Annotated in this window: 19 protein-coding genes; 13 read left to right on the top strand and 6 right to left on the bottom strand. The window is 63.4% G+C overall.

All coding sequences use genetic code 11. The features are described 5' to 3' along the window. Positions 1 to 26 precede the first annotated feature (26 nt). Together rplJ and rplL are read left to right on the top strand one after the other, a co-directional pair. On the top strand, positions 27 to 542 hold the full coding sequence (rplJ, locus tag HDC35_RS17225) for a 50S ribosomal protein L10 (protein WP_058802973.1): 516 nt from the start codon (positions 27 to 29) through the stop codon (positions 540 to 542). A gap of 56 nt (positions 543 to 598) precedes the next feature. After that, complete coding sequence (rplL, locus tag HDC35_RS17220) at positions 599 to 973, top strand: 50S ribosomal protein L7/L12 (RefSeq protein ID WP_184648629.1); 375 nt, start codon at positions 599 to 601, stop codon at positions 971 to 973. A gap of 103 nt (positions 974 to 1,076) precedes the next feature. On the opposite strand, the gene HDC35_RS17215 is transcribed toward rplL, so the two are convergent. Further along, positions 1,077 to 2,180, bottom strand: coding sequence for a hypothetical protein (locus HDC35_RS17215; RefSeq protein WP_184648628.1), 1,104 nt, complete (start codon positions 2,178 to 2,180; stop codon positions 1,077 to 1,079). A 175-nt stretch (positions 2,181 to 2,355) separates the two neighbouring features. Between HDC35_RS17215 and HDC35_RS17210 the strand changes: the two genes are divergently transcribed. Together HDC35_RS17210 and HDC35_RS17205 are read left to right on the top strand one after the other, a co-directional pair. Further along, positions 2,356 to 3,384 carry a phosphoribosylglycinamide synthetase gene (locus tag HDC35_RS17210; RefSeq protein WP_184648627.1) on the top strand — a complete coding sequence of 343 codons (1,029 nt, stop codon included), beginning with the start codon at positions 2,356 to 2,358 and terminating at the stop codon, positions 3,382 to 3,384. After that, positions 3,381 to 4,241 carry an NTP transferase domain-containing protein gene (locus HDC35_RS17205; protein ID WP_184648626.1) on the top strand — a complete coding sequence of 287 codons (861 nt, stop codon included), beginning with the start codon at positions 3,381 to 3,383 and terminating at the stop codon, positions 4,239 to 4,241. Before HDC35_RS17210 ends, HDC35_RS17205 begins: the two co-directional genes overlap by 4 nt. Here HDC35_RS17205 and HDC35_RS17200 read toward each other — a convergent pair. After that, positions 4,162 to 5,604 carry a carotenoid oxygenase family protein gene (locus tag HDC35_RS17200; protein WP_184648625.1) on the bottom strand — a complete coding sequence of 481 codons (1,443 nt, stop codon included), beginning with the start codon at positions 5,602 to 5,604 and terminating at the stop codon, positions 4,162 to 4,164. The genes HDC35_RS17205 and HDC35_RS17200 overlap by 80 nt on opposite strands. An 84-nt stretch (positions 5,605 to 5,688) precedes the next feature. Here HDC35_RS17200 and HDC35_RS17195 point away from each other — a divergent pair, with 84 nt between their 5' ends. The 6 genes from HDC35_RS17195 (at position 5,689) to HDC35_RS17170 (ending at position 9,761) form a co-directional block, all read left to right on the top strand. Next, on the top strand, positions 5,689 to 6,294 hold the full coding sequence (locus tag HDC35_RS17195) for a TetR/AcrR family transcriptional regulator (RefSeq protein ID WP_184648624.1): 606 nt from the start codon (positions 5,689 to 5,691) through the stop codon (positions 6,292 to 6,294). 66 nt (positions 6,295 to 6,360) lie between these two features. Continuing rightward, positions 6,361 to 8,145 (top strand): sensor domain-containing diguanylate cyclase, encoded by a 1,785-nt coding sequence (locus tag HDC35_RS17190; protein ID WP_184648623.1) that lies wholly within the window; start codon positions 6,361 to 6,363, stop codon positions 8,143 to 8,145. A 160-nt stretch (positions 8,146 to 8,305) separates the two neighbouring features. Further along, on the top strand, positions 8,306 to 8,944 hold the full coding sequence (locus HDC35_RS17185) for a hypothetical protein (protein ID WP_184648622.1): 639 nt from the start codon (positions 8,306 to 8,308) through the stop codon (positions 8,942 to 8,944). Then, entirely contained in the window at positions 8,934 to 9,236 is a 303-nt protein-coding gene (locus HDC35_RS17180; protein ID WP_184648621.1) for an antitoxin Xre/MbcA/ParS toxin-binding domain-containing protein, read from the top strand. The genes HDC35_RS17185 and HDC35_RS17180 overlap by 11 nt, the downstream gene beginning before the upstream one ends. Continuing rightward, positions 9,226 to 9,459: a hypothetical protein gene (locus HDC35_RS17175; protein ID WP_184648620.1), complete on the top strand. Its 234-nt coding sequence runs from the start codon at positions 9,226 to 9,228 to the stop codon at positions 9,457 to 9,459. Before HDC35_RS17180 ends, HDC35_RS17175 begins: the two co-directional genes overlap by 11 nt. Positions 9,460 to 9,491: 32 nt before the next feature. Continuing rightward, the gene (locus tag HDC35_RS17170) at positions 9,492 to 9,761 is read left to right on the top strand and encodes a hypothetical protein (RefSeq protein ID WP_184648619.1); all 270 of its coding nucleotides are present in this window, start codon (positions 9,492 to 9,494) and stop codon (positions 9,759 to 9,761) included. Positions 9,762 to 9,893: 132 nt separating this feature from the next. Here the strand turns inward: HDC35_RS17170 and HDC35_RS17165 are convergent, their stop codons facing one another. The 4 genes from HDC35_RS17165 to HDC35_RS17150 all read right to left on the bottom strand — a co-directional run bounded on the left by HDC35_RS17165 (position 9,894) and on the right by HDC35_RS17150 (position 12,406). Next, positions 9,894 to 10,742: a hypothetical protein gene (locus HDC35_RS17165; protein ID WP_184648618.1), complete on the bottom strand. Its 849-nt coding sequence runs from the start codon at positions 10,740 to 10,742 to the stop codon at positions 9,894 to 9,896. 191 nt (positions 10,743 to 10,933) lie between these two features. After that, complete coding sequence (locus HDC35_RS17160) at positions 10,934 to 11,692, bottom strand: hypothetical protein (RefSeq protein ID WP_184648617.1); 759 nt, start codon at positions 11,690 to 11,692, stop codon at positions 10,934 to 10,936. After that, positions 11,682 to 11,906, bottom strand: coding sequence for a helix-turn-helix transcriptional regulator (locus HDC35_RS17155; protein WP_184648616.1), 225 nt, complete (start codon positions 11,904 to 11,906; stop codon positions 11,682 to 11,684). The genes HDC35_RS17160 and HDC35_RS17155 overlap by 11 nt, the downstream gene beginning before the upstream one ends. Further along, a complete protein-coding gene (locus HDC35_RS17150; protein WP_184648615.1) occupies positions 11,906 to 12,406 on the bottom strand; it encodes a DUF2975 domain-containing protein in 501 nt (166 codons plus the stop codon). The genes HDC35_RS17155 and HDC35_RS17150 overlap by 1 nt, the downstream gene beginning before the upstream one ends. A gap of 319 nt (positions 12,407 to 12,725) precedes the next feature. Between HDC35_RS17150 and rpoB the strand changes: the two genes are divergently transcribed. From rpoB to rpoC, 3 genes are read left to right on the top strand one after another with little or no spacing between them, the layout of a single operon-like run. Further along, positions 12,726 to 16,901 (top strand): DNA-directed RNA polymerase subunit beta, encoded by a 4,176-nt coding sequence (gene rpoB / locus HDC35_RS17145; protein ID WP_184648614.1) that lies wholly within the window; start codon positions 12,726 to 12,728, stop codon positions 16,899 to 16,901. A gap of 35 nt (positions 16,902 to 16,936) precedes the next feature. Continuing rightward, on the top strand, positions 16,937 to 17,080 hold the full coding sequence (locus HDC35_RS17140; protein WP_184648613.1) for a hypothetical protein: 144 nt from the start codon (positions 16,937 to 16,939) through the stop codon (positions 17,078 to 17,080). Positions 17,081 to 17,108: 28 nt separating this feature from the next. After that, positions 17,109 to 21,389, top strand: a complete 4,281-nt coding sequence (rpoC, locus tag HDC35_RS17135) for a DNA-directed RNA polymerase subunit beta' (protein ID WP_184648612.1) — start codon at positions 17,109 to 17,111, stop codon at positions 21,387 to 21,389. The last annotated feature ends 44 nt before the right edge of the window (positions 21,390 to 21,433 follow it).

The following is a 21,433-nucleotide window of genomic DNA, read 5'->3' as shown; positions in this document are numbered from 1 at the left end:
TTCCGGGCATGAGTGGAGAAACAGGCATGGATCGTGCTGAAAAGGCCGAAGCCGTATCCTCGCTGAACGCTACGCTGTCGAATGCAGCCTCGGTTGTGATTGTTCGCAACCTGGGTCTTACCGTCGCCCAGTCGACGGTGCTTCGCGAGCAGATGCGGACTGCGGGCGCGAGCTTTAAGGTCGCAAAGAACCGCCTGGCCAAGATCGCGCTCGACGGCACGCCCTATACCGGTATCGGCGAACTGCTGACCGGCCCCACGGCAATCGCTTCGTCCACCGACCCGGTGGCAGCTGCGAAGATCGCGGTGGAATTTGCCAAGACCAACGACAAGCTTGAAATCGTTGGCGGCGGCATGGGGGATGTGGTCCTCGACGTGGATGGCGTGAAGGCGCTTGCATCGCTGCCGTCGCTTGACGAACTGCGTGGCAAGCTTGTCGGCCTGCTCCAGGCTCCGGCCACCAAGGTTGCCCAGATTGCGGCAGCCCCGGCTGGTCAGCTGGCGCGGGTCTTTGGTGCCTATGGCGCCAAGGAAGCGGCATAAACTTTTACCTACCGTAACAATTCACCGGGCTTTCCCGGTTCTGATGGAGAATGAAAATGGCTGATCTCGCAAAGATCGTTGAAGACCTGTCGGCGTTGACCGTTCTGGAAGCTGCCGAACTTTCGAAGCTGCTCGAAGAAAAGTGGGGCGTTTCGGCCGCCGCTGCCGTCGCCGTCGCCGCTGGCCCGGCGGCTGCCGTTGGCCCGGCTGCTGAAGAGCAGACCGAATTCGACGTCATCCTGACGGGTGACGGCGGCAACAAGATCAACGTGATCAAGGAAGTCCGTGCGATCACCGGCCTGGGTCTGGGCGAAGCCAAGGCGCTCGTCGAAAGCGCGCCGAAGGCCGTCAAGGAAGGCGCCAGCAAGGCGGAAGCTGAAGAGCTGAAGGCCAAGCTGGTTGCTGCCGGCGCGACCGTCGAACTGAAGTAATTCGGTTCGGGGAGCCGGCCGGTTCGTCCGGGCGGGTTCCAGCAAAAAGAAAAGGGCGGTGCTGCGAAGCGCCGCCCTTTTTCGTAAGATACAATGTCGCCGTTTAGTTGCGGGCAAAGCCGGGACGAAGATCTGGACGACCGCGCGCGGGTTCGGGACGGCGGACCTCTTGTTCCGGAACAATGGGGGCGGCCGGACGCTGGGAGATCTCCCATGCACTCGCTGGCTTGCGGGTCGTGTCCTTCTGCTGCGCCAGCGTCGCCTCATAAGCGAGGCGGTCCTTGCGATCGAGGAAGCGGGCCCGCTTGAGCCGCTTGCTTAGCGTGACGAACGGATTGTCGGGCGTGGGACCGGCCATGGCCATCGCTTCGTGGCGACCCATGCTCCCGCTAGGGACAGCGGCAAAAGCCGGAACGGTTCGCGATGCGATGTTTTCGCGGGGAGCGTAGGCCGGCGTCACCCAAGGACGGGCTTCGTCGATCGTCGGCGCAGCCTCGGACTCATGGACATAAACGGGCGCGTCTTCGGCGATCATATCGTCAACCCTGCGGCGACGTGCGAATGCGAGACCGGCACCTGCGGCGAGGAGCAGGGCGGCGGCTCCGCCGAGCAGTTCCCAAGGTAGTTCGCTACCAGTCGAAGCCGATTTTGCGGCCGGGGGCGGCGTTGCTGCCGCGAGCGGTTCAACGGGGGCTGCGCCGGGCGCGGTGATTGGGGCCAGTGCATCGGTTGACGGTGCTTCGGTCGTTGCGGTCGGCGCTGCGGCGGTTGTCGTCGCGGCGGTGGGGGCGGCCGCTACGGTCGCGGCCTTTGCGCGTGGTGCCGCACGTTCGGCGCGTTTGGGAGCGGGCGCAGCGCGCTCGGCCGCCTCAGCAACTGGTGCGGTTTCGGCCGGTGCGATATCCAGCGGCACACGGATCACCGGCTTGGGGGTGGCCGGCTGCGTGGCCTGCGGAGTGGCGACGGGTGCCGTGGTGCTCGGTTCGGCGGCGGTCGGGGGGGGCTGCGGCGTCGAGGCGGTGGGTGCGGTCACCGGCGGCGTCATCGTGATTGTAGGGACTTCCTGCGCAAAGGCGGCAGGGGTGGACAGGACCAGGAACGCGGCAATCGCGCTCAGGGCGGGGCGGGAGAGGGCGATATTTCTTGTCATAGTGAAGGACGAACGAACAGGCCCTGAAAAATGCTGCCAGTTGAGCGTCGTTTCCACGATGAATCGTGTGCGCTGAACGACGCGGCGTTAATTTGGGCACCTTTGGTCGCGCGTGCGATCGGTTTTGCGATCGGGCGAAAGGCCGGCAGATGACAGCGGGTTTGCGCTTTTGCGTCGAGCCGCGTCACCAATTCGTCATCCCCGCGCAACCTTCGCATGCTCAACGCCGCGCATGAAAACGACCGACCTTGGGCCCACCCGACTGCCCGACGAATTGCGCGATACGCAGCGGCTTTTGTTCATCGCCAAACATGCGCGCTGGAGCGGCGGATTGCACGCGGACGACGGCAATCACGCATCCTATCATCGCGAGATGCGCGAGACGCTCGAAGGGCTAGGCATCGCGTTGCTGATCGCCGACAGCTATGCGGCGCTCTTCGATCGGCCGGCCGCCGATTTCGTCTTTCCGCTGCTCAATCGTGGCGGTTTCTTCAATTCGGAGATGCTGTTGCCCTTGCTGTGCAACCGGCATGGCCTGCCTTATCTGGGCGCATCGCCGATCGTGCGCGGCCTGTCCGACGACAAGCATCTGACGAAGCTGGAAGCGACCGCGCGCGGCGTGCCGACGGCGCCGTGGACGCTTTTCCGTCGTGGAGCGCCAGTCGACGTGTCGCGCTGCCCGCCGGCGCGGCGCTGGGTGATCAAACCGAACAACAGTTCTGCCTCATGGGGCGTTCGCGACGCGCAGGACCGGGGGCAACTGGCGCAAGCGGTCGCCGAAATCCATGCGCTCGACCATGACGCGCTTGTCGAGCCCTTTATCGACGGCAGCGATATCGAGGTGCCGGTGATCACGCTGGATGGCGAACCCGCGATGTTGCCGATGATGATCTTCGAACAGGACGATCCGACCCAATTGCGCACCTATCAGGAAAAGCGCGATCTGGTGGACAATGTCGGATATTGCATCAAGCCGTTCGACGACCGGGCCATCGCCGACCGGATAATCGATTATACCGCACGGATGGCTGATATATTTCGTCCGTTCGACTATGGACGGTTCGAGTTTCGCGTCGATCACAAGACCGGCGACGTCCGGCTGCTCGAGGTCAACCTCAACTGCAATCTGTGGTCTGAAAAGCTGTTCTCGCGATCTGCTGTCGCGGCCGGCTTCACGCACGCGGCGCTGATCGAGACGATCGTCGCCGAAAGCATGATCCGCCAGATCCTGCCGGCGGCGGTGCGGCGCGACGCGGCATGAGCGGGTCGATCCTGATCCTCGCGGGGCGTCGACCCGGCGCGGCCGACCCGCTGGCCGAGGCCTATGATGTCGCCGATAAATGCCTTGTCCCCGTCGCCGGGCGGCCGATGATCGCGCACGTGCTGGAAAGTGCGGCCGACAGCCAGGCCAGCCGAGTGTTCGTGTCGACCCACCATGGCGCGCTGCTCGACCACCTGAACGACCCGGTTGTCGACCTCCTCGGTCGCCGCCTGATCATTGTTCCCGCCGCTGACAATCTGGCGGACTCGGTTCTTGCGGTTGCGGGCGTGGCGGACTTTCCACTGCTGGTGACGACCGCCGACAATTGCCTGCTGACGCCCGCGACGATCGCCGAGGTTGGCTTGGAGGCAGAGCGGTTGGGTATCGATGCCGGCGTGGCGCTCGCACGGCGCGAAGATGTGCTCGCGGTTCATCCAGAAGGGCAACGGCGCTTCTACGAATTTTCGGACGTCGCGGTATCGAACTGCAATGCTTATTGGATCGCCCATCCCGGGGCGTTGCGCGCGGTGGAGGCGTTTCGCGGCGGCGGGCAATTCGTCAAGAAGCCGCTGCGCGTGTTACGCGCCTTTGGACTCGTCAACCTGCTTCGCTTTCGTTTTGGCCTCGGACCGATCCACCATGTTTTCGGGCGTCTTTCGCAGCGGCTGAAAGTCGACATCGCCCCGTTGCTGGTCGGCGACGGGGCGACGGCGATCGATGTCGACAACGAGCGGTCGCTGCGGGTTACCGAGGCGCTGATGGCGCGCCGCGATATCGTCAGTCGGCGATCCAATTCCCGTGAAAACCCGGGGGAATGCGATGCGGCAGGTGAACGACGGCTTGCGGTGACCCGGTAAAGTCGTCGGCGTTGAGGATGACGAGCGCCGTCGTCTCGTCATTCATGTCGACGACAAGGCCGATCAACCAGCCGTCGTCTTCGGCGCCATTTTCGCTGCGCGGGACGAAGACGAACTCACCGGGATGGCGACCCGGACCGAAATCGTGGATCGCGGTCGTGCCCTTGTCGAGGTCATGCTTGAACAGCCTTGTATCGGCAAGCGCCCATTCGGACGAGACGCCGTCGGGGATCGCAACCGAATAGGCGTAACGATAGGGCTTTGTCGTCAGACGCTCGTCATAGCGCGGAAATTCCTGCGCATGATCGTGGATAATTGCACGGGTCGTCGTCCCGGCGGTCGGGTCGATCGTCCAGCGTTCCATGCGTGACTTTTCGCTGTCGGGGCCGCGCTTCGACTGCGCGAACATCGTTTCGTGCGCCACGACGTCGACGATCACATTGCCGTCCGCGGTTTCATAGGCGTTGGCGGGGTGGAAGACATAGCAGGGCTCGACCGGCACCCAGACGATGCTGTCGCCGCGGCCTCTCCTGGGGAGGAGGCCGACGCGTGCCTGATGTGCGTCGTTCCACGCATAAGGAAAGCGATAGCCGGCGAGCAGCATCTTCATCGAGAAGGTTACGGGCAGGTCGAAAACCAGCACATGATTTTCGGTGATCGCGCAATCATGGATCGAGGGGCCGTCGCTGACGGCGATGGCTTCCTCGCGCACGACATGGGCGTTTTTGTCTAGCACCACATGCCAAACCTTGTTCGGCTCGTCGCCACGATAGGTGATCGCGTGCATTTCGTCGTTAACGGGGTCGTGATGGGGATGCGCGGTGTAGGCGCCGGCGAGCGTGCCGTCGAAGGGGTTATGCGCGATCGTATCAAGCTCATAGCCGAGTTCGACCGGCTTGCCACCGGCCTCGACGATCGCGAAGGTGCGGCCGCCCAGGCCGACGACATTGGTGTTCGGCGCGTCGTTGGTCGGGTGACAGGGGCCGGGGGGCACCTGTTCGCCAAGCATCTCGCAGGCTTCGGCGCCTCGGACCCAGCGGTTGCGGTACCACGCGGCCCTGCCCCCCTCGATCCGGATGCCGTGCACCATGCCGGTGCCGGTGAACCAGTGATAGCTGGCGGGGTCGGGCGCGGCGGCGGGGTTGGGGCCGTTGCGCAGGTAGCGGCCAGTCAGCGCGAGCGGGATCTCGCCGTCGACGCGCAATTGTTCGAGCGTGAATTCTTCGGTCATCGGTTTGTGAATGCCGATGAGGAAAGGGTGCGCGTCGGTGGGGCGGGGGAGGCGCTTGCGGTTGAAGTCGGCGAGCTTGACGATGCCTTTGGTGACGGCGCCGCGGATGAGGGTTTCGACGTTGCTTGCCATGGCGATGCTCCTTACGGAAGTTGGCGAAGGTGCCGCGCAGCGTGGGGTTGCGCCGGCGAATCGATATGTTTACAGTGACAACATATGGCGAGCAAAGATAACAGTGTCAACATAAAAGGCGAGCGCGCGAAGGCGTCGGGCGCCTATCATCATGGCGACCTGCGCGCGGCGGTGATCGCGGCGGGGCTGAAGCGGCTCGAAGCGGGCGACGGCGCCGAACTGGGGCTGCGGGCGTTGGCGCGCGACGTCGGGGTCAGCGCGACCGCGCTCTACCGCCATTTCCCCGACAAGGAGGCGCTGCTCGACGCGCTCGCCGACGAAGGGCTGCGCCGGCTCGGCGCGTTGCAGGCGCAGGCTTGGCTGAAGGCGGGCGGCGGCGTTGCGGGATTCAAGGCGACGGGCACCGCCTATGTCCGCTTCGCGCACGACGAGCCCGCGCTTTTTCGTCTGAGCTTCACGCGCCAGATGTCCGATCGCAAGGAAGGGGGGGACGGCGGCGAAGTGGCCTATAATCTGCTCCGCGCCGGCGTCGGCGAGGCGCTGCCCGGGGTCGAGGACCCGGACACCGCCGCGCTTCACGCCTGGTCGCTGGTCCACGGCCTCGCCATGCTGGTGCTCGACCGGCGGATCGAATGGGACGAGGCCAAGGTCGCCGAAGTTGTCGGCTTGACCTTCGGCGGGGTCGGTTGACGCTGCCGGCGCGGCGCTGCGAACATTATTAGCGGTTTATTTTCCTGTTTTCGGTTAGCTGGGGACATGACCCGGTCGCTATCCCCCAGAGTCGAAGCGGTCTTTTGGTTCCTGCTCACCGCGGTGGGATATTTCCTGCTTGCGAGCCTGTCTCTCTATGCCACCAAGGGTGAAGACAATATCGCGGCCGTCTGGCCGCCCAGCGGATATTTCCTCGCCCTTTTGCTGTTGATGCCCGCGCGTGCGCGAATTGCCGGTTTCGCCGGCATGGCGTCGGCAAGCCTGGCAGCGAACTTCCTGGGGGGCACACCGCCCTGGACCTGCGTTGCCTTCACGTTGTCGAACGGCTGTGAAGCCGCGCTGGCGCTGTGGCTGCTGGGTCGCCGCGAGACGGGCGATCTGTCATTCATGGTCCCGCGTTCGGTTGCCAATTTCTGCTTTGCGGCGTTCGTGTCGGGCGTCGCAAGCGCCAGCATCGCGTGGCTGTTGACGGGGAACGGCGCGGATTTCTTCCTGTCCTGGCTGTCGACGGTGCTGCTCGGCATGCTGATCGTGACCCCGCCAATCGTGATGCTCGCCCGGATGGTCGACGCCAATATGTTCGACAATGCCCCCGATGGCATGAAGTTGGAAGCGACCGCGATCCTGACCGTCGCAGGTCTCGTTTCTATAGTGGCCTTTTCGCAGTCGCAGTTCCCCGCCACCTTCCTGCCCTGCATTGCTGTCGTCGCCGCCGCATACCGGCTGGGCCCCTTTGGCGCGGCTGCGGGAATGCTTATCGTAGCGATCACGGCGTCGTTACTGACCGGACAGGGCTATGGTCCGATCGCGGCGATCGAGGGTGAGCAGAAGCTCCGCGTCTTTTTCCTGCAATTCTATTTGCTGGCGCTGTTGTTCACGACGCTGCCGCTCGCTGCGATGCTGATCGTGCGCCAGCGGCTGGCGAAGCGGCTGGAACAGAGCAACCGCTTGCTGCTGCAGGCCGAAGCGGCGGCGCTGGTCGGCCATTGGCGCGTCGATCTGGTCCGATGGAGGATCCAATGGTCGGACCAAGCCTATCGCATCCACGGTCTCGAACCCGGCAGCCCGGTCGACGTCAATTACAGCGTCAAGCAATATGTCGCCGAGGACGCCGCCCAAGTACGGCGGATATTGGAACAGGCGGTCCAGTCGGGCGAACCCTTCGAGTTCCAGGGACGCATCCGGCGCGCCGATGGTGAAATCCGTCACGTCAAATCGCACGGATCGATCGAAATCGACCGGAGCGGGCGCACGGTCGGCATCTTCGGCACCGTGCAGGACGTCACCGAGACGGTCGAAAATGCCCGGATATTGGAAGCGGCGCGCAGCGCGGCCGAACGGATTGCCAACACCGACATGCTGACCGGGCTGCCAAACCGGCGGCACACGTTGGCGTTCCTCGAAAAGGCGCTGGCCGGCGCGCGCGAGCATGGCGCGCCGCTGGCGGTCGCAATCTTCGATATCGATCATTTCAAGCAGATCAACGATGCGCACGGCCATGCCACCGGTGACCAGGTGATCCAGCGCGTCGCCCGGCGCGCCAAGGCAGCGCTGTGCGACGAGGATCTGGTCGGACGCATCGGTGGCGAGGAATTTGTCTGCGTCCTCCAGCGATCGAGCGCCCGGTCGGCCGAGATCATCGCCGAGCGCGTGCGCAAGGCGGTCGAAACCGCAGCGGCGGCCGAAGATGCCATCCCCGACGCGACGATCAGCGTCGGGCTGGCGGTGTTCGACGGCGAACTCGATATCGAGGAATTGCTGCACCGCGCCGATCAGGCGCTTTACGCCGCCAAGCGCGAAGGCCGGAACCGGCTGCGCAAGGCGGCGTAGGGGTGGGAAGCGGTCACCCGCTGTCTTTGGCAACCGGCCGGCCCGCAGCGCGATCATCTTGAAAGAATCGGCCGCAGCGCCCATATGACATGCATCGTTGGCTTCATCCTGCATGTCGGCGCCTGAGAGACAATAGCGCTCCCGCAAACGGGAGGCTGATATGGATCTCAACCAACTTCTCTATCATCACCAGATGGCGCTCATGACGGTGAGCCACGCACGGCGCGATGGTGACTTGCTCCCGAATTTCGACCTGCCCCGCTATTATGCGAAGCGGATTCACGAATATCGCGAGCGGCGCGGGCTGGCGGACGACCTTTCCGGGGTTGCCGAGGAAGGTGAGGGTCTGTCGGCCGTACCCCCGGTTTCCGAGCCGGCGGCCGACTATCCGTTTTTTTTGGGCGACACGCTGATTGCCGAACTGCTCGTCAATGAGGCGCTGGCGATGACGGAGGAGGAAAGGGCGTCCTTCGGCCTCGAACATGTCGTCGGCCGGCTTGCCGCAGTCCAGGAAGAAATTTGGGTTATCGGACGCGACATCTATCGCGCGCTTGGCTTCGATGAGGACAAGCTGGCCAAGCTGGCCGCCAAATTGCCCGCCTTACCCGATTTGCATCGACCCGATGCAGTACATCTCCAGCCATTCCGCTCGCTATCGGAAGCCGGCATTGTTCACATATATGCGGAACAATTCCGAGTCGGACCGTTCCGATATTCGAGTATTGATGACGCGCGCGCCGCGCTCGGGCGTGAAAGTTCCGCGAACGGAGCGAAAGGGGGGCAGGCCAATGACAGCTGAGCAGGTCAAACCCGGCCCCGCCTTGGCGAGCGCGCGTACAAACCCGTTTCGGCGAAATCGGAACGTCAAGCCGCTTGCGCAGGACGATGCGCAGCGGCAGGGAGCGATCAGCGCGCTGGCGTTCGAGCTGCTCGGCGGACGGGACGCGGCGCTGGACTTTCTCAACCGCGAGGACGCAATTTTAAGCGGGCGTCCCATTGCCGTCGCGACGCAAAGCGAGGCCGGCTATGCCAGCGTCGAGCGTGAGCTTCGCGCACGATCCTCCGTTCGGGATACGCCCGATGGAGGATGAGCGCGAAGGTGCGCACCATATTGTGCGTTGCTGGTTCGAGTGGGAGATCGACGGTCTTGCGCGAAAGGTCATTCTTGTCGTCGAAACCGACCTTCCCATGCAGCCCGACGAAAACGGCTACGAAGTCATCGCTCTCGATGAACTTCGCGCCGCCGCCATCGCCCGGTCGCGCGCATCCCCCGGCGCTATCGATCGGATTCGCATCATTCCGGTTCGCTACTAGATCTCCCGCGCAAGAGGATCTGACGTCAACACATGACCGACTATGAGATTGTCGCCGTCCGTGAGGGTGCCGGTAATGGCCGGACGCATCATATCGCCGCTGTGAAGGTGGGCGAGAGCCTGTTCCTCGCCGATCAGATCGTCCACTGGATCAACGCCGGAACCCACCGGTTCTGGTTGTGCTTTCAGAATGAAGAGGTTGATGTGGTCGCCAAGGAACAAGGGACGTCGCGACGCTTCTATTTGACGATAGCAGGCGGAACTTTCCCGCCCGTTGCCATGTTGACCCTGCCAAGGTTTTGAAACTTTCATGATCGCAAACCATGAAATCAACATCCGCAAGCGGTCGAATCTGGTCCTTCTGGACAGTAATTGCGGATGAAAAAATGGGGCGCAGACCCATAGGTCGGCGCCCCATTCCCTTATTCGGGCCGGTTAGTTGGCCGACTTTTGCGCCGGGGCCGGCGCCGCATCGGTTGTCGCTTCAGTCTGCGGCGCGGGTTCACCTGTCGCCTGCGCCACGGCGGCGGCGAATTGTTCGGCCGTATAGGCGGCGGCGAGGCCCGCGGGCGACATCAGGAAGGCACTGCGCGGGAGGCTGACATCGTCGCCTGCGGCGGTGGTGACGACGACCGTGTCGGCGCTGGCGGATTTGACTTTGCCAAGAACGGCGGCCCCTTTAAGGCTACGCACCTCGGCACCGGGGTTGAGCGCGGCGGCCACCGCGGCGTCGTCCGCGGCGGCGGCGGTGTTCACTTCCTGCATCGCAGCCGCGAATTGTTCGGCGGTAAAGCTGGTCGCGAGACCGGCCTGTCCGACGAAAAAGGCGTTGCGGGGCAGTTTTACGTCGCCGGTCGGGGTGGTGAGGACCACGCCGTCCTGCGCGACGAGCTTGACCTTGCCGAGGATCGTAGCGCCGCTGACGCCGCGCACGTCGGCGCCGGGCTGCAAGGCTGCGGTGAGCTTGGCTTCGCTCCCGGCATTGGCCTGATCGACCGCCGCGACGACCTGCGCCTTGGTGGCGCCGATAGTCGGGCCTTTTTCAAGCTGTCCGAATGCGTTGGAAGGGAGGGTAACCTGTTTGCCTTCACCCAGATCGACAACGACGTTGGCGCCCGCGACGCTGGTAACGGTGCCGAGTTCGGCGCCTTCGGAATCAAAAACCTTGGTGCCCGCCGTCAGGTTGACGGTCGCGGCGGCGGCATCCTGCGCCAGGGCGGGGGCGGCGGCGATAGCCGACATGCCAAGAGAAATGGTTGCAACAAAGCCTGCGAATTTCCGCATCGCTTTCGGTCTCCTTTGGTGTTGATGGAACGCTTGTCCGTTCAACGCGCGGAAGGGCGCAAGGGCCACGCCAAGGTGGACGAGCCGTGCGTTGGACGCGATGAGCCGAGTTGATCGGGTCGGCACTCCAAGCTCGAGCCGCTTTTTCGTGCCGTTTGGGGCCGTGAGCGCGCGGCCGACGCCCCGCCTTTTCAGCGCGGGGCGCCCGTCGCGAGGTCGAGCCCCTTTTTCATGGCCGCGTGGCGGGCGGCGACGGCGTTGCTGCCCGCCATGGTCAGCGCGAGCAGGCCGACGACGAGTGCGTCGAGCAGCAGCAGCGGCCCGTCGAGGGTCGCAGGGCCGAAGATTGCGGCGAAGCTGAGCGCATAATGTGCGATCATCAGCGGCAGCGCCCCGGCGAGGATCAGCAGAACGGTCCGCCAGAAACTGCCCGCCACGATCCGGATCGAGCGGATCGGGCCGATCGCGCTATTGCCGACCGTCCACGCCACGGTCCACGCCACGAAATAGATACCGGCGACGGCGCCGAGCAAGGCGAGCGCATAGCCCGTCCATTGCGCGGCGACGCCGGTCAGGCCAAGGAGGCCGGTGAGCGAAGGGCCGAACAGCGTCCACCATTGTTGCAGAGCGTTGGGCGTGAACAGGATGAACCACAGGCCGATCGCTGGCCATTCGATGCGGCGCGCGCGCGCCGCGTCGCGGTTGAACAGCATATAGCGGGTGAACCAATAACCGGGCAGCAGGATGGCGAGCGTCTTGGCGAAGCCGAATTGCAGGCGCAGCGGGTCGGCCTCGGCGGCCTTTGCCCCGGCGACGCCGTCGTACATGCCCGCGCGCCATTCGACGACATGCTGCGCGAGTTCGACGAGTGCCGGGATAAGGAAGAGGAGCGGGCAGGCGAGCGCAAAAGCCCGGGCGCTGCGATAGATCGATGCGATATCAGTCTTCATCGGGGGCGCCTTCGGGATGGAAAAGGATGAGTTCGCCGGGTTGGCATTCGAGGACGCGGCAGATTGCGTCGAGCGTCGAGAAGCGGATCGCCTTGGCCTTGCCGGTCTTGAGCACCGACAGGTTGGCCACGGTGATGTCGACGCGCTCGCTGAGTTCGGTCAGCGTCATGCGCCGCCGCCACAGCATGTCGTCGAGCTGGACCCGGATCGTCATCAGATCGTCTGCTCCAGCTCGTCTTGCATCGCCGCGCCGCGCTCGAAAATGCGCGCGAGGATGAAGAGCATGAGTATGGCGAGCCAGCCGGTGAGCCCGAAACTCCAGCCGAAATATTCGCCCGTGCGCTCGCTCGCGGCAATGCTGACGAAACCATAGGCGAGGTCGAGGAGCTGGATACCGAGCAGCGCCCAGGCGATGTGGCGGAGGCGCGCCGCGTTGGCGCCGGCGAAGGGCTTGCCCGCGCGCACTTCGTCGATCATCGCGATCAGCCGCGTCAGAATGACATGCGCGAACAGGATGACCGGCGCAGTGATGACCATGACCCATCGCAACCACGTTACCGCGGCTTCGGGATGCTTCATCTTGCCGTGGAGCGCCGCCGCCAGCATGTCGGGTGCGGCAAAGGCGACGAGGGCGATCGTCGCGAGGATCAGCAGCCCGGCCACCCAGTTCAGAATATTCAGCCCCGCAAGTAACCTCCGGCTCCACCGAAGCATCGCGAATCTCCCCGATTATCGATAATGTTCATATCGATAATCAATATTTTCTATATTGCAATACGATAAAACGCGGCGGCGGGCATCCTTGCTCCTCTGCGGCGGCAGGACCGTTGACACCTCGCACCGCCGATCCTATATGGCCATCATACCCGATCATCCGAGATAGAGCCTGACTTTGCGCGGCAGGTTGTACGGATAGGGCGTTCGGGATTTCGAGATGCGTTGGAAGCTGCGGTAAACCGGCAACGGTTGCTCGCGGCCTTTTTGCGTCTCTCCTGCGCTCGCAAGCTATTTTTTCAAGGCGAGACAATCACTTATGGCGACCAAGGCGAAGTCGGTGGGCAAGGCCCTCGAAGCAACCGCAAGCAAGCGAATCCGTAAGCTGTTCGGCAATATCCATGAAGCGGTGGAGATGCCAAACCTCATCGAGGTGCAGCGCGAATCCTATGAGCAGTTCCTGCGTTCGGACCCGTCGATCGGCTATGTTTCGGGTCTCGAAAAGACGCTGCGCAGCGTGTTCCCGATCCGTGATTTCGCCGGCACCGCCGAACTCGACTTCGTCCATTACGAGCTCGAAGCGCCGAAGTATGACGTCGAGGAATGTCGTCAGCGCGGCATCACCTATGCGGCGCCGATGAAGGTCACGCTGCGCCTGATCGTCTTTGAAGTCGACAGCGAAACCGACACGCGTTCGGTCCTCGATATCAAGGAGCAGGACGTTTACATGGGCGACATGCCGCTCATGACCGAGAACGGCACCTTCTTCGTCAACGGGACCGAGCGCGTTATCGTGTCGCAGATGCACCGCTCGCCTGGTGTTCTGTTCGACCATGACCGCGGCAAGACCCACTCGTCGGGCAAGTTCCTGTTCGCCGCGCGCGTGATCCCCTATCGCGGATCGTGGCTCGACTTCGAATTCGACGCCAAGGACATCGTCAACGTCCGCATCGACCGCAAGCGCAAGCTGCCGGTGACGTCGCTCCTCTATGCGCTGGGCATGTCGGGCGAGGAAATCCTCAATCATTTCTACGACCGCCTCGTCTTCGAGCGCGCCGAAAACGGCTGGAAGGTCCCCTTTGTCGTCGAAAACTGGCGCGGTTCGAAGCCCGCCTTCGATGTCGTCGATGCCAAGACCGGCGAGGTCGTCTTCGCCGCCGGCCACAAGATCAGCCCGCGCCTTGCCAACAAGGCCGCGAAGGACGGTCTCGACACGCTGCTGATTCCGACCGAGGAAATCTTCGGCCGTTACAGCGCCTATGACCTGATCAACGAGTCGACCGGCGAGATTTACATCGAGGCCGGCGACGAAGTGAGCGCCGACAATCTCGAGAAGCTCGACGCCGCGGGGATCGACAAGCTGGTGCTGCTCGACATCGACCACAACAACACCGGTCCGTGGATCCGCAACACGCTGAAGGCCGACAAGGCTGAGGATCGCGACCAGGCATTGAGCGACATCTACCGCGTCATGCGCCCCGGCGAACCGCCGACGCGCGAAACCGCCGAAGCCTTGTTCGGCGGGCTGTTCTTCGACGCCGAGCGTTACGACCTTTCGGCCGTGGGCCGCGTCAAGCTCAACATGCGCCTGGGCCTCGACGCCGAGGATACGGTGACCACGCTGCGCAGCGAGGACATACTCGCCGTGGTCAAGGAGCTGGTGAACCTGAAGGACGGCAAGGGCGAGATCGACGATATCGACAATCTTGGCAACCGCCGCGTGCGTTCGGTCGGCGAGCTGCTCGAAAACCAGTATCGCGTCGGTCTGCTCCGCATGGAGCGCGCCGTTAAGGAGCGGATGAGCTCGGTCGACGTCTCGACCGTGATGCCGAACGACCTGATCAATGCGAAGCCCGCGGTGGCCGCGGTGCGCGAATTCTTCGGTTCGTCGCAGCTGTCGCAATTCATGGACCAGACCAACCCGCTGTCGGAAGTGACGCACAAGCGCCGCGTGTCGGCGCTCGGGCCGGGCGGTCTGACGCGCGAGCGCGCGGGCTTCGAAGTCCGCGACGTTCACCCGACGCACTATGGTCGCATCTGCCCGATCGAAACGCCCGAAGGCCCGAACATCGGTCTGATCAACAGCCTCGCGACCTTCGCGCGCGTCAACAAATATGGCTTCATCGAAACCCCCTACCGCCGCATCGTCGACGGCAAGGTCACGAACGAAGTCGTCTACCTTTCGGCGATGGAAGAGCAGAAGCACACGGTTGCGCAGGCGAACGCCGACCTCAACCCCGACGGCAGCTTCATCGACGAGCTGATCTCGGCGCGCGAAGCCGGCGAATTCCTGATGGCGCCGCGCGACCAGATCACGCTGATGGACGTGTCGCCGAAGCAGCTGGTTTCGGTCGCGGCATCGCTGATTCCGTTCCTGGAGAACGATGACGCCAACCGCGCGCTGATGGGTTCGAACATGCAGCGTCAGGCTGTGCCTTTGCTGCGCGCCGAGGCGCCGGTCGTCGGCACCGGCATGGAAGAAACCGTGGCGCGCGATTCGGGTGCCGCCATCGCGGCGCGCCGCGGCGGCGTGATCGACCAGGTCGATGCGACGCGTATCGTTATCCGTGCAACCGACATGGTCGAACCCGGCAAATCGGGCGTCGACATCTACCGCCTGCAGAAATTCCAGCGGTCGAACCAGAACACCTGCATCAACCAGCGTCCGCTGGTGAAGGTGGGCGAAGTGGTCCGCGCCGGCGACATCATCGCCGACGGTCCGTCGACCGAACTCGGCGAACTGGCGCTCGGCAAGAATGTGCTCGTCGCGTTCATGCCGTGGAACGGCTACAACTACGAGGACTCGATCCTCATCAGCGAACGTATCGTGAAGGACGACGTCTTTACCTCGATCCACATCGAGGAATTCGAAGTCACCGCGCGCGACACGCGCCTTGGCCCCGAAGACATCACGCGCGACATCCCGAACGTCGGTGAGGAAGCGCTCCGCAACCTCGACGAAGCGGGCATCGTCTACATCGGCGCCGAGGTCGGCCCGGGCGACATTCTGGCCGGCAAGATCACCCCCAAGGGTGAATCGCCGATGACGCCGGAAGAAAAGCTGCTGCGCGCGATCTTCGGCGAAAAGGCGAGCGACGTGCGCGACACCTCGCTGCGCCTGCCGCCGGGCGTGTCGGGCACCGTCGTCGAGGTCCGTGTCTTCAACCGCCACGGTATCGACAAGGACGAGCGCGCGATCGCGATCGAACGCGAAGAGATCGAACGTCTGAAGCAGGATGCCGACGACGAGCGCGCGATCCTCAACCGCGCGACCTTCTCGAGCCTCAAGGAACTGCTGATCGGTCAAGCGACCAGTGCAGTGCCGAAGGGCCTGAAGAAGGGCGATATCGTCACCGAGGAAATGCTCGTCGATCTCGACCGCGCCGACTGGTGGAAGCTGGCGGTCGTCGAAGACAATGCGCAGGCCGCATTGGAAGCGATCAAGGCGCAATATGACGATGCCATCAAGCGGATCAGCGCGAAGTACGAAGACCGCGTCGAAAAGCTGCAGCGCGGCGACGAACTCGCCCCGGGCGTGCTCAAGATGGTCAAGGTCTTCGTCGCGGTGAAGCGCAAGCTTCAGTCGGGCGACAAGATGGCCGGCCGTCACGGCAACAAGGGCATCATCAGCCGCATCCTGCCGATCGAGGACATGCCGTTCCTCGAAGACGGGACGCATGTCGATTTCGTGCTCAACCCGCTGGGCGTGCCGTCGCGCATGAACGTCGGGCAGATCCTCGAAACGCACCTCGGCTGGGCATCGCGCGGTTTCGGCCGCCAGATCACCGCGGCGCTCGAGGACTGGCGCATGGCGAACCCCGACCCCGAGGCGGGCGCTCCGCCCGAAGCGGTGCGCGAGGCGCTGTTGCAGGCCTATGGCGACGAATATGCCGACGAGATCAAGGCGCGGACGACCGAAGAGGTCGTCGAACTTGCCGGAAACCTGTCGGTGGGCGTGCCCTTCGCAACCCCGGTGTTCGATGGCGCGCGCGAAGGCGATGTGTCGACGATGTTGGAGCGCGCGGGTCTCGACCGGTCGGGCCAGGTCGATCTCTACGACGGCCGCACGGGTGACCGCTTCGACCGCAAGGTGACGGTGGGATATATGTATATCCTGAAGCTGCACCACTTGGTCGACGACAAGATTCACGCGCGTTCGATCGGTCCCTACAGCCTCGTTACCCAGCAGCCGCTGGGCGGTAAGGCGCAGTTCGGTGGCCAGCGCTTCGGGGAAATGGAAGTGTGGGCTCTGCAAGCTTATGGCGCGGCCTATACGCTGCAGGAAATGCTGACGGTGAAGTCCGACGACGTGATCGGCCGCACCAAGGTTTACGAAGCGATCGTCAAGGGCGACGATACCTTCGAAGCCGGCATTCCCGAAAGCTTCAACGTGCTTGTCAAGGAAATGCGTTCGCTGGGCCTCAACGTCGAACTCTCCTCCTATGCGGACGAGGATGACGAAGATCCGGACGCGCTGCCTGAGGCTGCCGAATGATTGGGCGGGGTGGTCGGATACCGATCTTTGTGGGCATGATCCTGTTGTTGCAAGGTGCCTATGTGCTGATCGACGGTCCCGAAACCACCCTCCGAATGTTCGCGGTCGTGGCGCAGGTCGTGGCAGCCGTGATCCTGATCGGCACCGGCCTCGTGATGCGCCGCCACCAAGACGATTGAATTTTCGCCCTTAACGAGGGAAATAGAGATGAACCAGCTTACCAACTTCATGAACCCGGTCGCGAAGCCCGAAACCTTCGACATGATCAAGATCGGCATTGCGAGCCCCGAGCGTATCCGCTCGTGGTCGTTCGGCGAGATCAAGAAGCCCGAAACGATCAACTACCGCACGTTCAAGCCCGAGCGTGACGGCCTGTTCTGCGCGCGCATCTTTGGCCCGATCAAGGATTATGAATGCCTGTGCGGCAAATATAAGCGCATGAAATACAAGGGCATCGTCTGCGAGAAATGCGGTGTCGAAGTCACGGTGACGAAAGTGCGCCGTGAGCGCATGGGGCACATCGAACTGGCCGCGCCGGTTGCGCACATCTGGTTCCTGAAGTCGCTTCCCAGCCGCATCGGCCTGCTGCTCGACATGCAGCTCAAGCAGCTCGAGCGCGTCCTCTATTTCGAAGCCTATATCGTTCTTGAGCCCGGCCTGACCCCGCTCGAAAAGTTCCAGCTTCTGACCGAAGACGAGCTGCTCGACGCGCAGGACGAATATGGCGAAGACGCCTTTTCGGCCGGCATCGGCGCCGAGGCGATCCGCGTGCTCCTCGAAAATCTCGATCTGGAGCAAGAGCGCGTCGACCTGATGGAAGAGCTCGCGACCACCAAGTCGGAGCTCAAGCCCAAGAAGATCATCAAGCGCCTCAAGGTCGTCGAAAGCTTTATCGAATCGGGCAACCGTCCCGAATGGATGATCCTCGAAGTCGTGCCGGTCATCCCGCCCGAACTGCGCCCGCTGGTGCCGCTCGACGGCGGCCGCTTCGCGACAAGCGACCTTAACGATCTTTACCGCCGCGTGATCAACCGCAACAACCGCCTGAAGCGCCTGATGGAACTGCGCGCGCCGGACATCATCGTCCGCAACGAAAAGCGCATGCTGCAGGAAGCCGTAGACGCGCTGTTCGACAATGGCCGCCGCGGTCGCACGATCACCGGTGCCAACAAGCGACCCCTTAAGTCGCTGTCCGACATGCTGAAGGGCAAGCAGGGCCGCTTCCGCCAGAACCTGCTCGGCAAGCGCGTCGACTATTCGGGCCGTTCGGTCATCGTGACCGGCCCTGAACTCAAGCTGCACCAGTGCGGCTTGCCGAAGAAGATGGCGCTCGAACTGTTCAAGCCCTTCATCTACGCGCGCCTCGACGCCAAGGGTCTGTCCATGACCCTCAAGCAGGCGAAGAAGTGGGTCGAAAAGGAGCGCAAGGAAGTCTGGGACATCCTCGACGAAGTCATTCGCGAGCACCCGGTCTTGCTGAACCGCGCGCCGACGCTCCACCGCCTCGGCATCCAGGCGTTCGAACCCGTGCTGATCGAAGGCAAGGCGATCCAGCTCCATCCGCTGGTCTGCGCCGCGTTCAACGCCGACTTCGACGGCGACCAGATGGCGGTCCACGTGCCGCTGTCGCTGGAAGCGCAGCTCGAAGCGCGCGTGCTGATGATGTCGACCAACAACATCCTCAGCCCCGCGAACGGCAAGCCGATCATCGTTCCGTCGCAGGACATGGTTCTCGGCCTGTATTATCTCTCGCTGGAACGCGAAGGTGAACCGGGCGAGGGCATGTTGCTCGCCGACATGGCCGAAGTGCATCAGGCGCTCTACACCGGCGCCGTCACGCTTCACTCGAAGGTCATCAGCCGCGTGCCGCAGACCGACGAGCAGGGCAACGAGTATTTGAAGCGGTTTGAGACCACTCCGGGCCGCATGCTGATCGGCGAATGCCTGCCGAAGTCGCACACCGTCCCCTTCGACGTCGTCAACCGCCTCCTGACCAAGAAGGAAATCGGCGACGTGATCGATCAGGTCTATCGCCACACCGGCCAGAAAGAGACCGTGCTGTTCGCCGACGCCATCATGGCGCTGGGCTTCCGCAACGCGTTCAAGGCGGGCATCTCCTTCGGCAAGGATGACATGATCATCCCGGCGTCGAAGGAAGCGATGGTCGACGAGACCCGCGCGCTGGTGAAGGATTTCGAGCAGCAGTATCAGGACGGCCTGATCACGCAGCAGGAAAAGTACAACAAGGCGATCGATGCCTGGTCGCAGTGCGGCGACAAGGTTGCGACCGCGATGATGGACGAAATCCGTGCGACGCCGAAGCTCGACGACGGCCGCCTGGCCCCGATCAACTCCATCTATATGATGGCGCATTCGGGTGCGCGTGGTAGCCAAGCGCAGATGAAGCAGCTTGCCGGCATGCGCGGCCTGATGGCCAAGCCGTCGGGCGAGATCATCGAAACGCCGATCATCTCGAACTTCAAGGAAGGCTTGACTGTTCTCGAGTATTTCAACTCGACGCACGGTGCACGTAAGGGTCTGGCCGATACGGCGCTCAAGACGGCGAACTCGGGTTACCTGACCCGCCGCCTGGTCGACGTCAGCCAGGACTGCGTCGTGATCGAGGAAGATTGCGGCACGACCCGCGGCATGGAAATGCGTGCGATCGTGCAGGGCGGTTCGACGATCGCCTCGCTCGGCGAGCGTATCCTCGGCCGCACGACGCTCGAAGATGTCGTCGACAAGGATGGCAATGTCATTGCGCCCGTCGGCACCTTGCTCGACGAAGCGACAACGCAGCGCATCGAAGATGCCGAAGTCCAGTCGGTGAAGATCCGTTCGCCGCTGGTCTGCGAAGCGACGCTCGGGGTTTGCGGCAAATGTTACGGTCGCGACCTAGCGCGCGGTACGCCGGTCAACATCGGTGAAGCGGTCGGCGTCATCGCCGCCCAGTCGATCGGTGAGCCCGGCACGCAGCTGACCATGCGTACCTTCCACATCGGTGGCGCTGCGCAGGTCAACGAACAGTCGAAAGCCGAAGCGATTTCGGACGGCACGATCGAATATCGCGACATGGCGACGATCGTCGACCAGCGCGGCCGCCGCCTGGCGCTGTCGCGTTCGGGCGAACTCGCGATCATCGACGCCGAAGGCCGCGAGCGCGCCACGCATAAGCTGCCCTATGGTGCGCAGATCATGCACAAGGACGGCGAGAAGGTGAAGAAGGGCGACCGGATTGCCGAATGGGATCCGTTCACCATGCCGCTGATCACCGAAAAGCAGGGCGTCGTGAAGTATCAGGACTTGCTGGACGGCAAGACGCTGGTCGAACAGGTCGACGAAGCGACGGGCATCGCCCAGCGCGTCGTGATCGAATATCGTTCGGCAGGCCGCGCCAAGAAGGAAGACCTGCAGCCGCGCCTGACCTTGCTCGACGACCAGTCGGGCGAAGCCGCGCGCTATCTGCTCGCGGTCGGCACGATGCTGTCGGTCGAGGACGGCCAGGAAGTGCAGGCGGGCGACGTTCTGGCGCGCGTCAGCCGCGAAGCGTCGAAGACGCGCGACATCACCGGCGGTCTGCCGCGTGTTGCCGAGCTGTTCGAAGCGCGCATTCCGAAGGACAACAGCGTCATCGCGAAGATCAGCGGCCGCATTGAATTCGTCAAGGATTACAAGGCGAAGCGCAAGATCGCGATCGTTCCGGAAGAAGGCGATCCGATCGAGTACCTCATTCCCAAGTCGAAGGTGCTGGAAGTGCAGGAAGGCGACATGGTCAAGCGCGGCGATGCGCTGATCAGCGGTTCGCCGAACCCGCACGACATCCTCGACGTCATGGGCGTCGAGGCGCTGGCCGAATATCTGGTCGCGGAAATCCAGGAGGTCTACCGTTTGCAGGGCGTGAAGATCAACGACAAGCACATCGAGGTGATCGTTCGCCAGATGCTGCAGAAGGTCGAGATCACCAATGGCGGCGACACCACGCTGCTGCCGGGCGAACAGCTCGATTATCTGGAGATGATGGAATATAACGCCAAGCTGCCGAAAAACGGTGTTCCTGCGGAGGGCCGTCCGGTCCTGCTCGGGATTACCAAGGCGTCGCTGCAGACCCGCAGCTTCGTTTCGGCCGCATCCTTCCAGGAGACGACCCGCGTCCTCACCGAAGCGTCGGTGCAGGGCAAGATCGACTCGCTTCAGGGCCTCAAGGAAAATGTCATCGTCGGCCGCCTGATCCCGGCGGGTACCGGCGCTGCCATGAACCGCGTCCGCGTCACCGCCTCGTCGAAGGATGCTGCGCTTCGCGCCGCCATGCGCGCCGCGAACCAGGAGCATCTGATCGCTCCGGCAACTGCCGCCGAGGAGCATGAAGCCGAACTGGCGCAGGGTCCCGAGGCCGCGATCGGCGACGATCCGCTGGCGGCTGTCGAGGGCGAAACCCACGGCAGCGATGCCGATGCCGGCGATTACCTGATCAAGGGCGACGAGGCGTAAGCCTCTCCCCTCGGGTAGCGACACCGAAAAGCAAGGAGCCCCGC

The sequence above is a fragment of the Sphingopyxis sp. JAI128 genome (assembly GCF_014207235.1).
Lineage (GTDB): Bacteria > Pseudomonadota > Alphaproteobacteria > Sphingomonadales > Sphingomonadaceae > Sphingopyxis.
This window is presented reverse-complemented; position numbering and strand designations above follow the sequence as displayed.

Bases quoted from the DNA above. Each gene is read 5' to 3' on its own strand.
- rpoC (WP_184648612.1), top strand. From the start codon at position 17,109: ATGAACCAGCTTACCAACTTCATGAACCCGGTCGCGAAGCCCGAAACC.
- HDC35_RS17170 (WP_184648619.1), top strand. From the start codon at position 9,492: ATGACCGACTATGAGATTGTCGCCGTCCGTGAGGGTGCCGGTAATGGC.
- HDC35_RS17190 (WP_184648623.1), top strand. From the start codon at position 6,361: ATGACCCGGTCGCTATCCCCCAGAGTCGAAGCGGTCTTTTGGTTCCTG.
- HDC35_RS17140 (WP_184648613.1), top strand. From the start codon at position 16,937: ATGATCCTGTTGTTGCAAGGTGCCTATGTGCTGATCGACGGTCCCGAA.
- HDC35_RS17150 (WP_184648615.1), bottom strand. From the start codon at position 12,406: ATGCTTCGGTGGAGCCGGAGGTTACTTGCGGGGCTGAATATTCTGAAC.
- rplJ (WP_058802973.1), top strand. From the start codon at position 27: ATGGATCGTGCTGAAAAGGCCGAAGCCGTATCCTCGCTGAACGCTACG.
- HDC35_RS17200 (WP_184648625.1), bottom strand. From the start codon at position 5,604: ATGGCAAGCAACGTCGAAACCCTCATCCGCGGCGCCGTCACCAAAGGC.
- HDC35_RS17155 (WP_184648616.1), bottom strand. From the start codon at position 11,906: ATGACGATCCGGGTCCAGCTCGACGACATGCTGTGGCGGCGGCGCATG.
- rpoB (WP_184648614.1), top strand. From the start codon at position 12,726: ATGGCGACCAAGGCGAAGTCGGTGGGCAAGGCCCTCGAAGCAACCGCA.
- HDC35_RS17205 (WP_184648626.1), top strand. From the start codon at position 3,381: ATGAGCGGGTCGATCCTGATCCTCGCGGGGCGTCGACCCGGCGCGGCC.
- HDC35_RS17175 (WP_184648620.1), top strand. From the start codon at position 9,226: ATGGAGGATGAGCGCGAAGGTGCGCACCATATTGTGCGTTGCTGGTTC.
- HDC35_RS17180 (WP_184648621.1), top strand. From the start codon at position 8,934: ATGACAGCTGAGCAGGTCAAACCCGGCCCCGCCTTGGCGAGCGCGCGT.
- HDC35_RS17165 (WP_184648618.1), bottom strand. From the start codon at position 10,742: ATGCGGAAATTCGCAGGCTTTGTTGCAACCATTTCTCTTGGCATGTCG.
- HDC35_RS17185 (WP_184648622.1), top strand. From the start codon at position 8,306: ATGGATCTCAACCAACTTCTCTATCATCACCAGATGGCGCTCATGACG.
- rplL (WP_184648629.1), top strand. From the start codon at position 599: ATGGCTGATCTCGCAAAGATCGTTGAAGACCTGTCGGCGTTGACCGTT.
- HDC35_RS17160 (WP_184648617.1), bottom strand. From the start codon at position 11,692: ATGAAGACTGATATCGCATCGATCTATCGCAGCGCCCGGGCTTTTGCG.
- HDC35_RS17195 (WP_184648624.1), top strand. From the start codon at position 5,689: ATGGCGAGCAAAGATAACAGTGTCAACATAAAAGGCGAGCGCGCGAAG.
- HDC35_RS17210 (WP_184648627.1), top strand. From the start codon at position 2,356: ATGAAAACGACCGACCTTGGGCCCACCCGACTGCCCGACGAATTGCGC.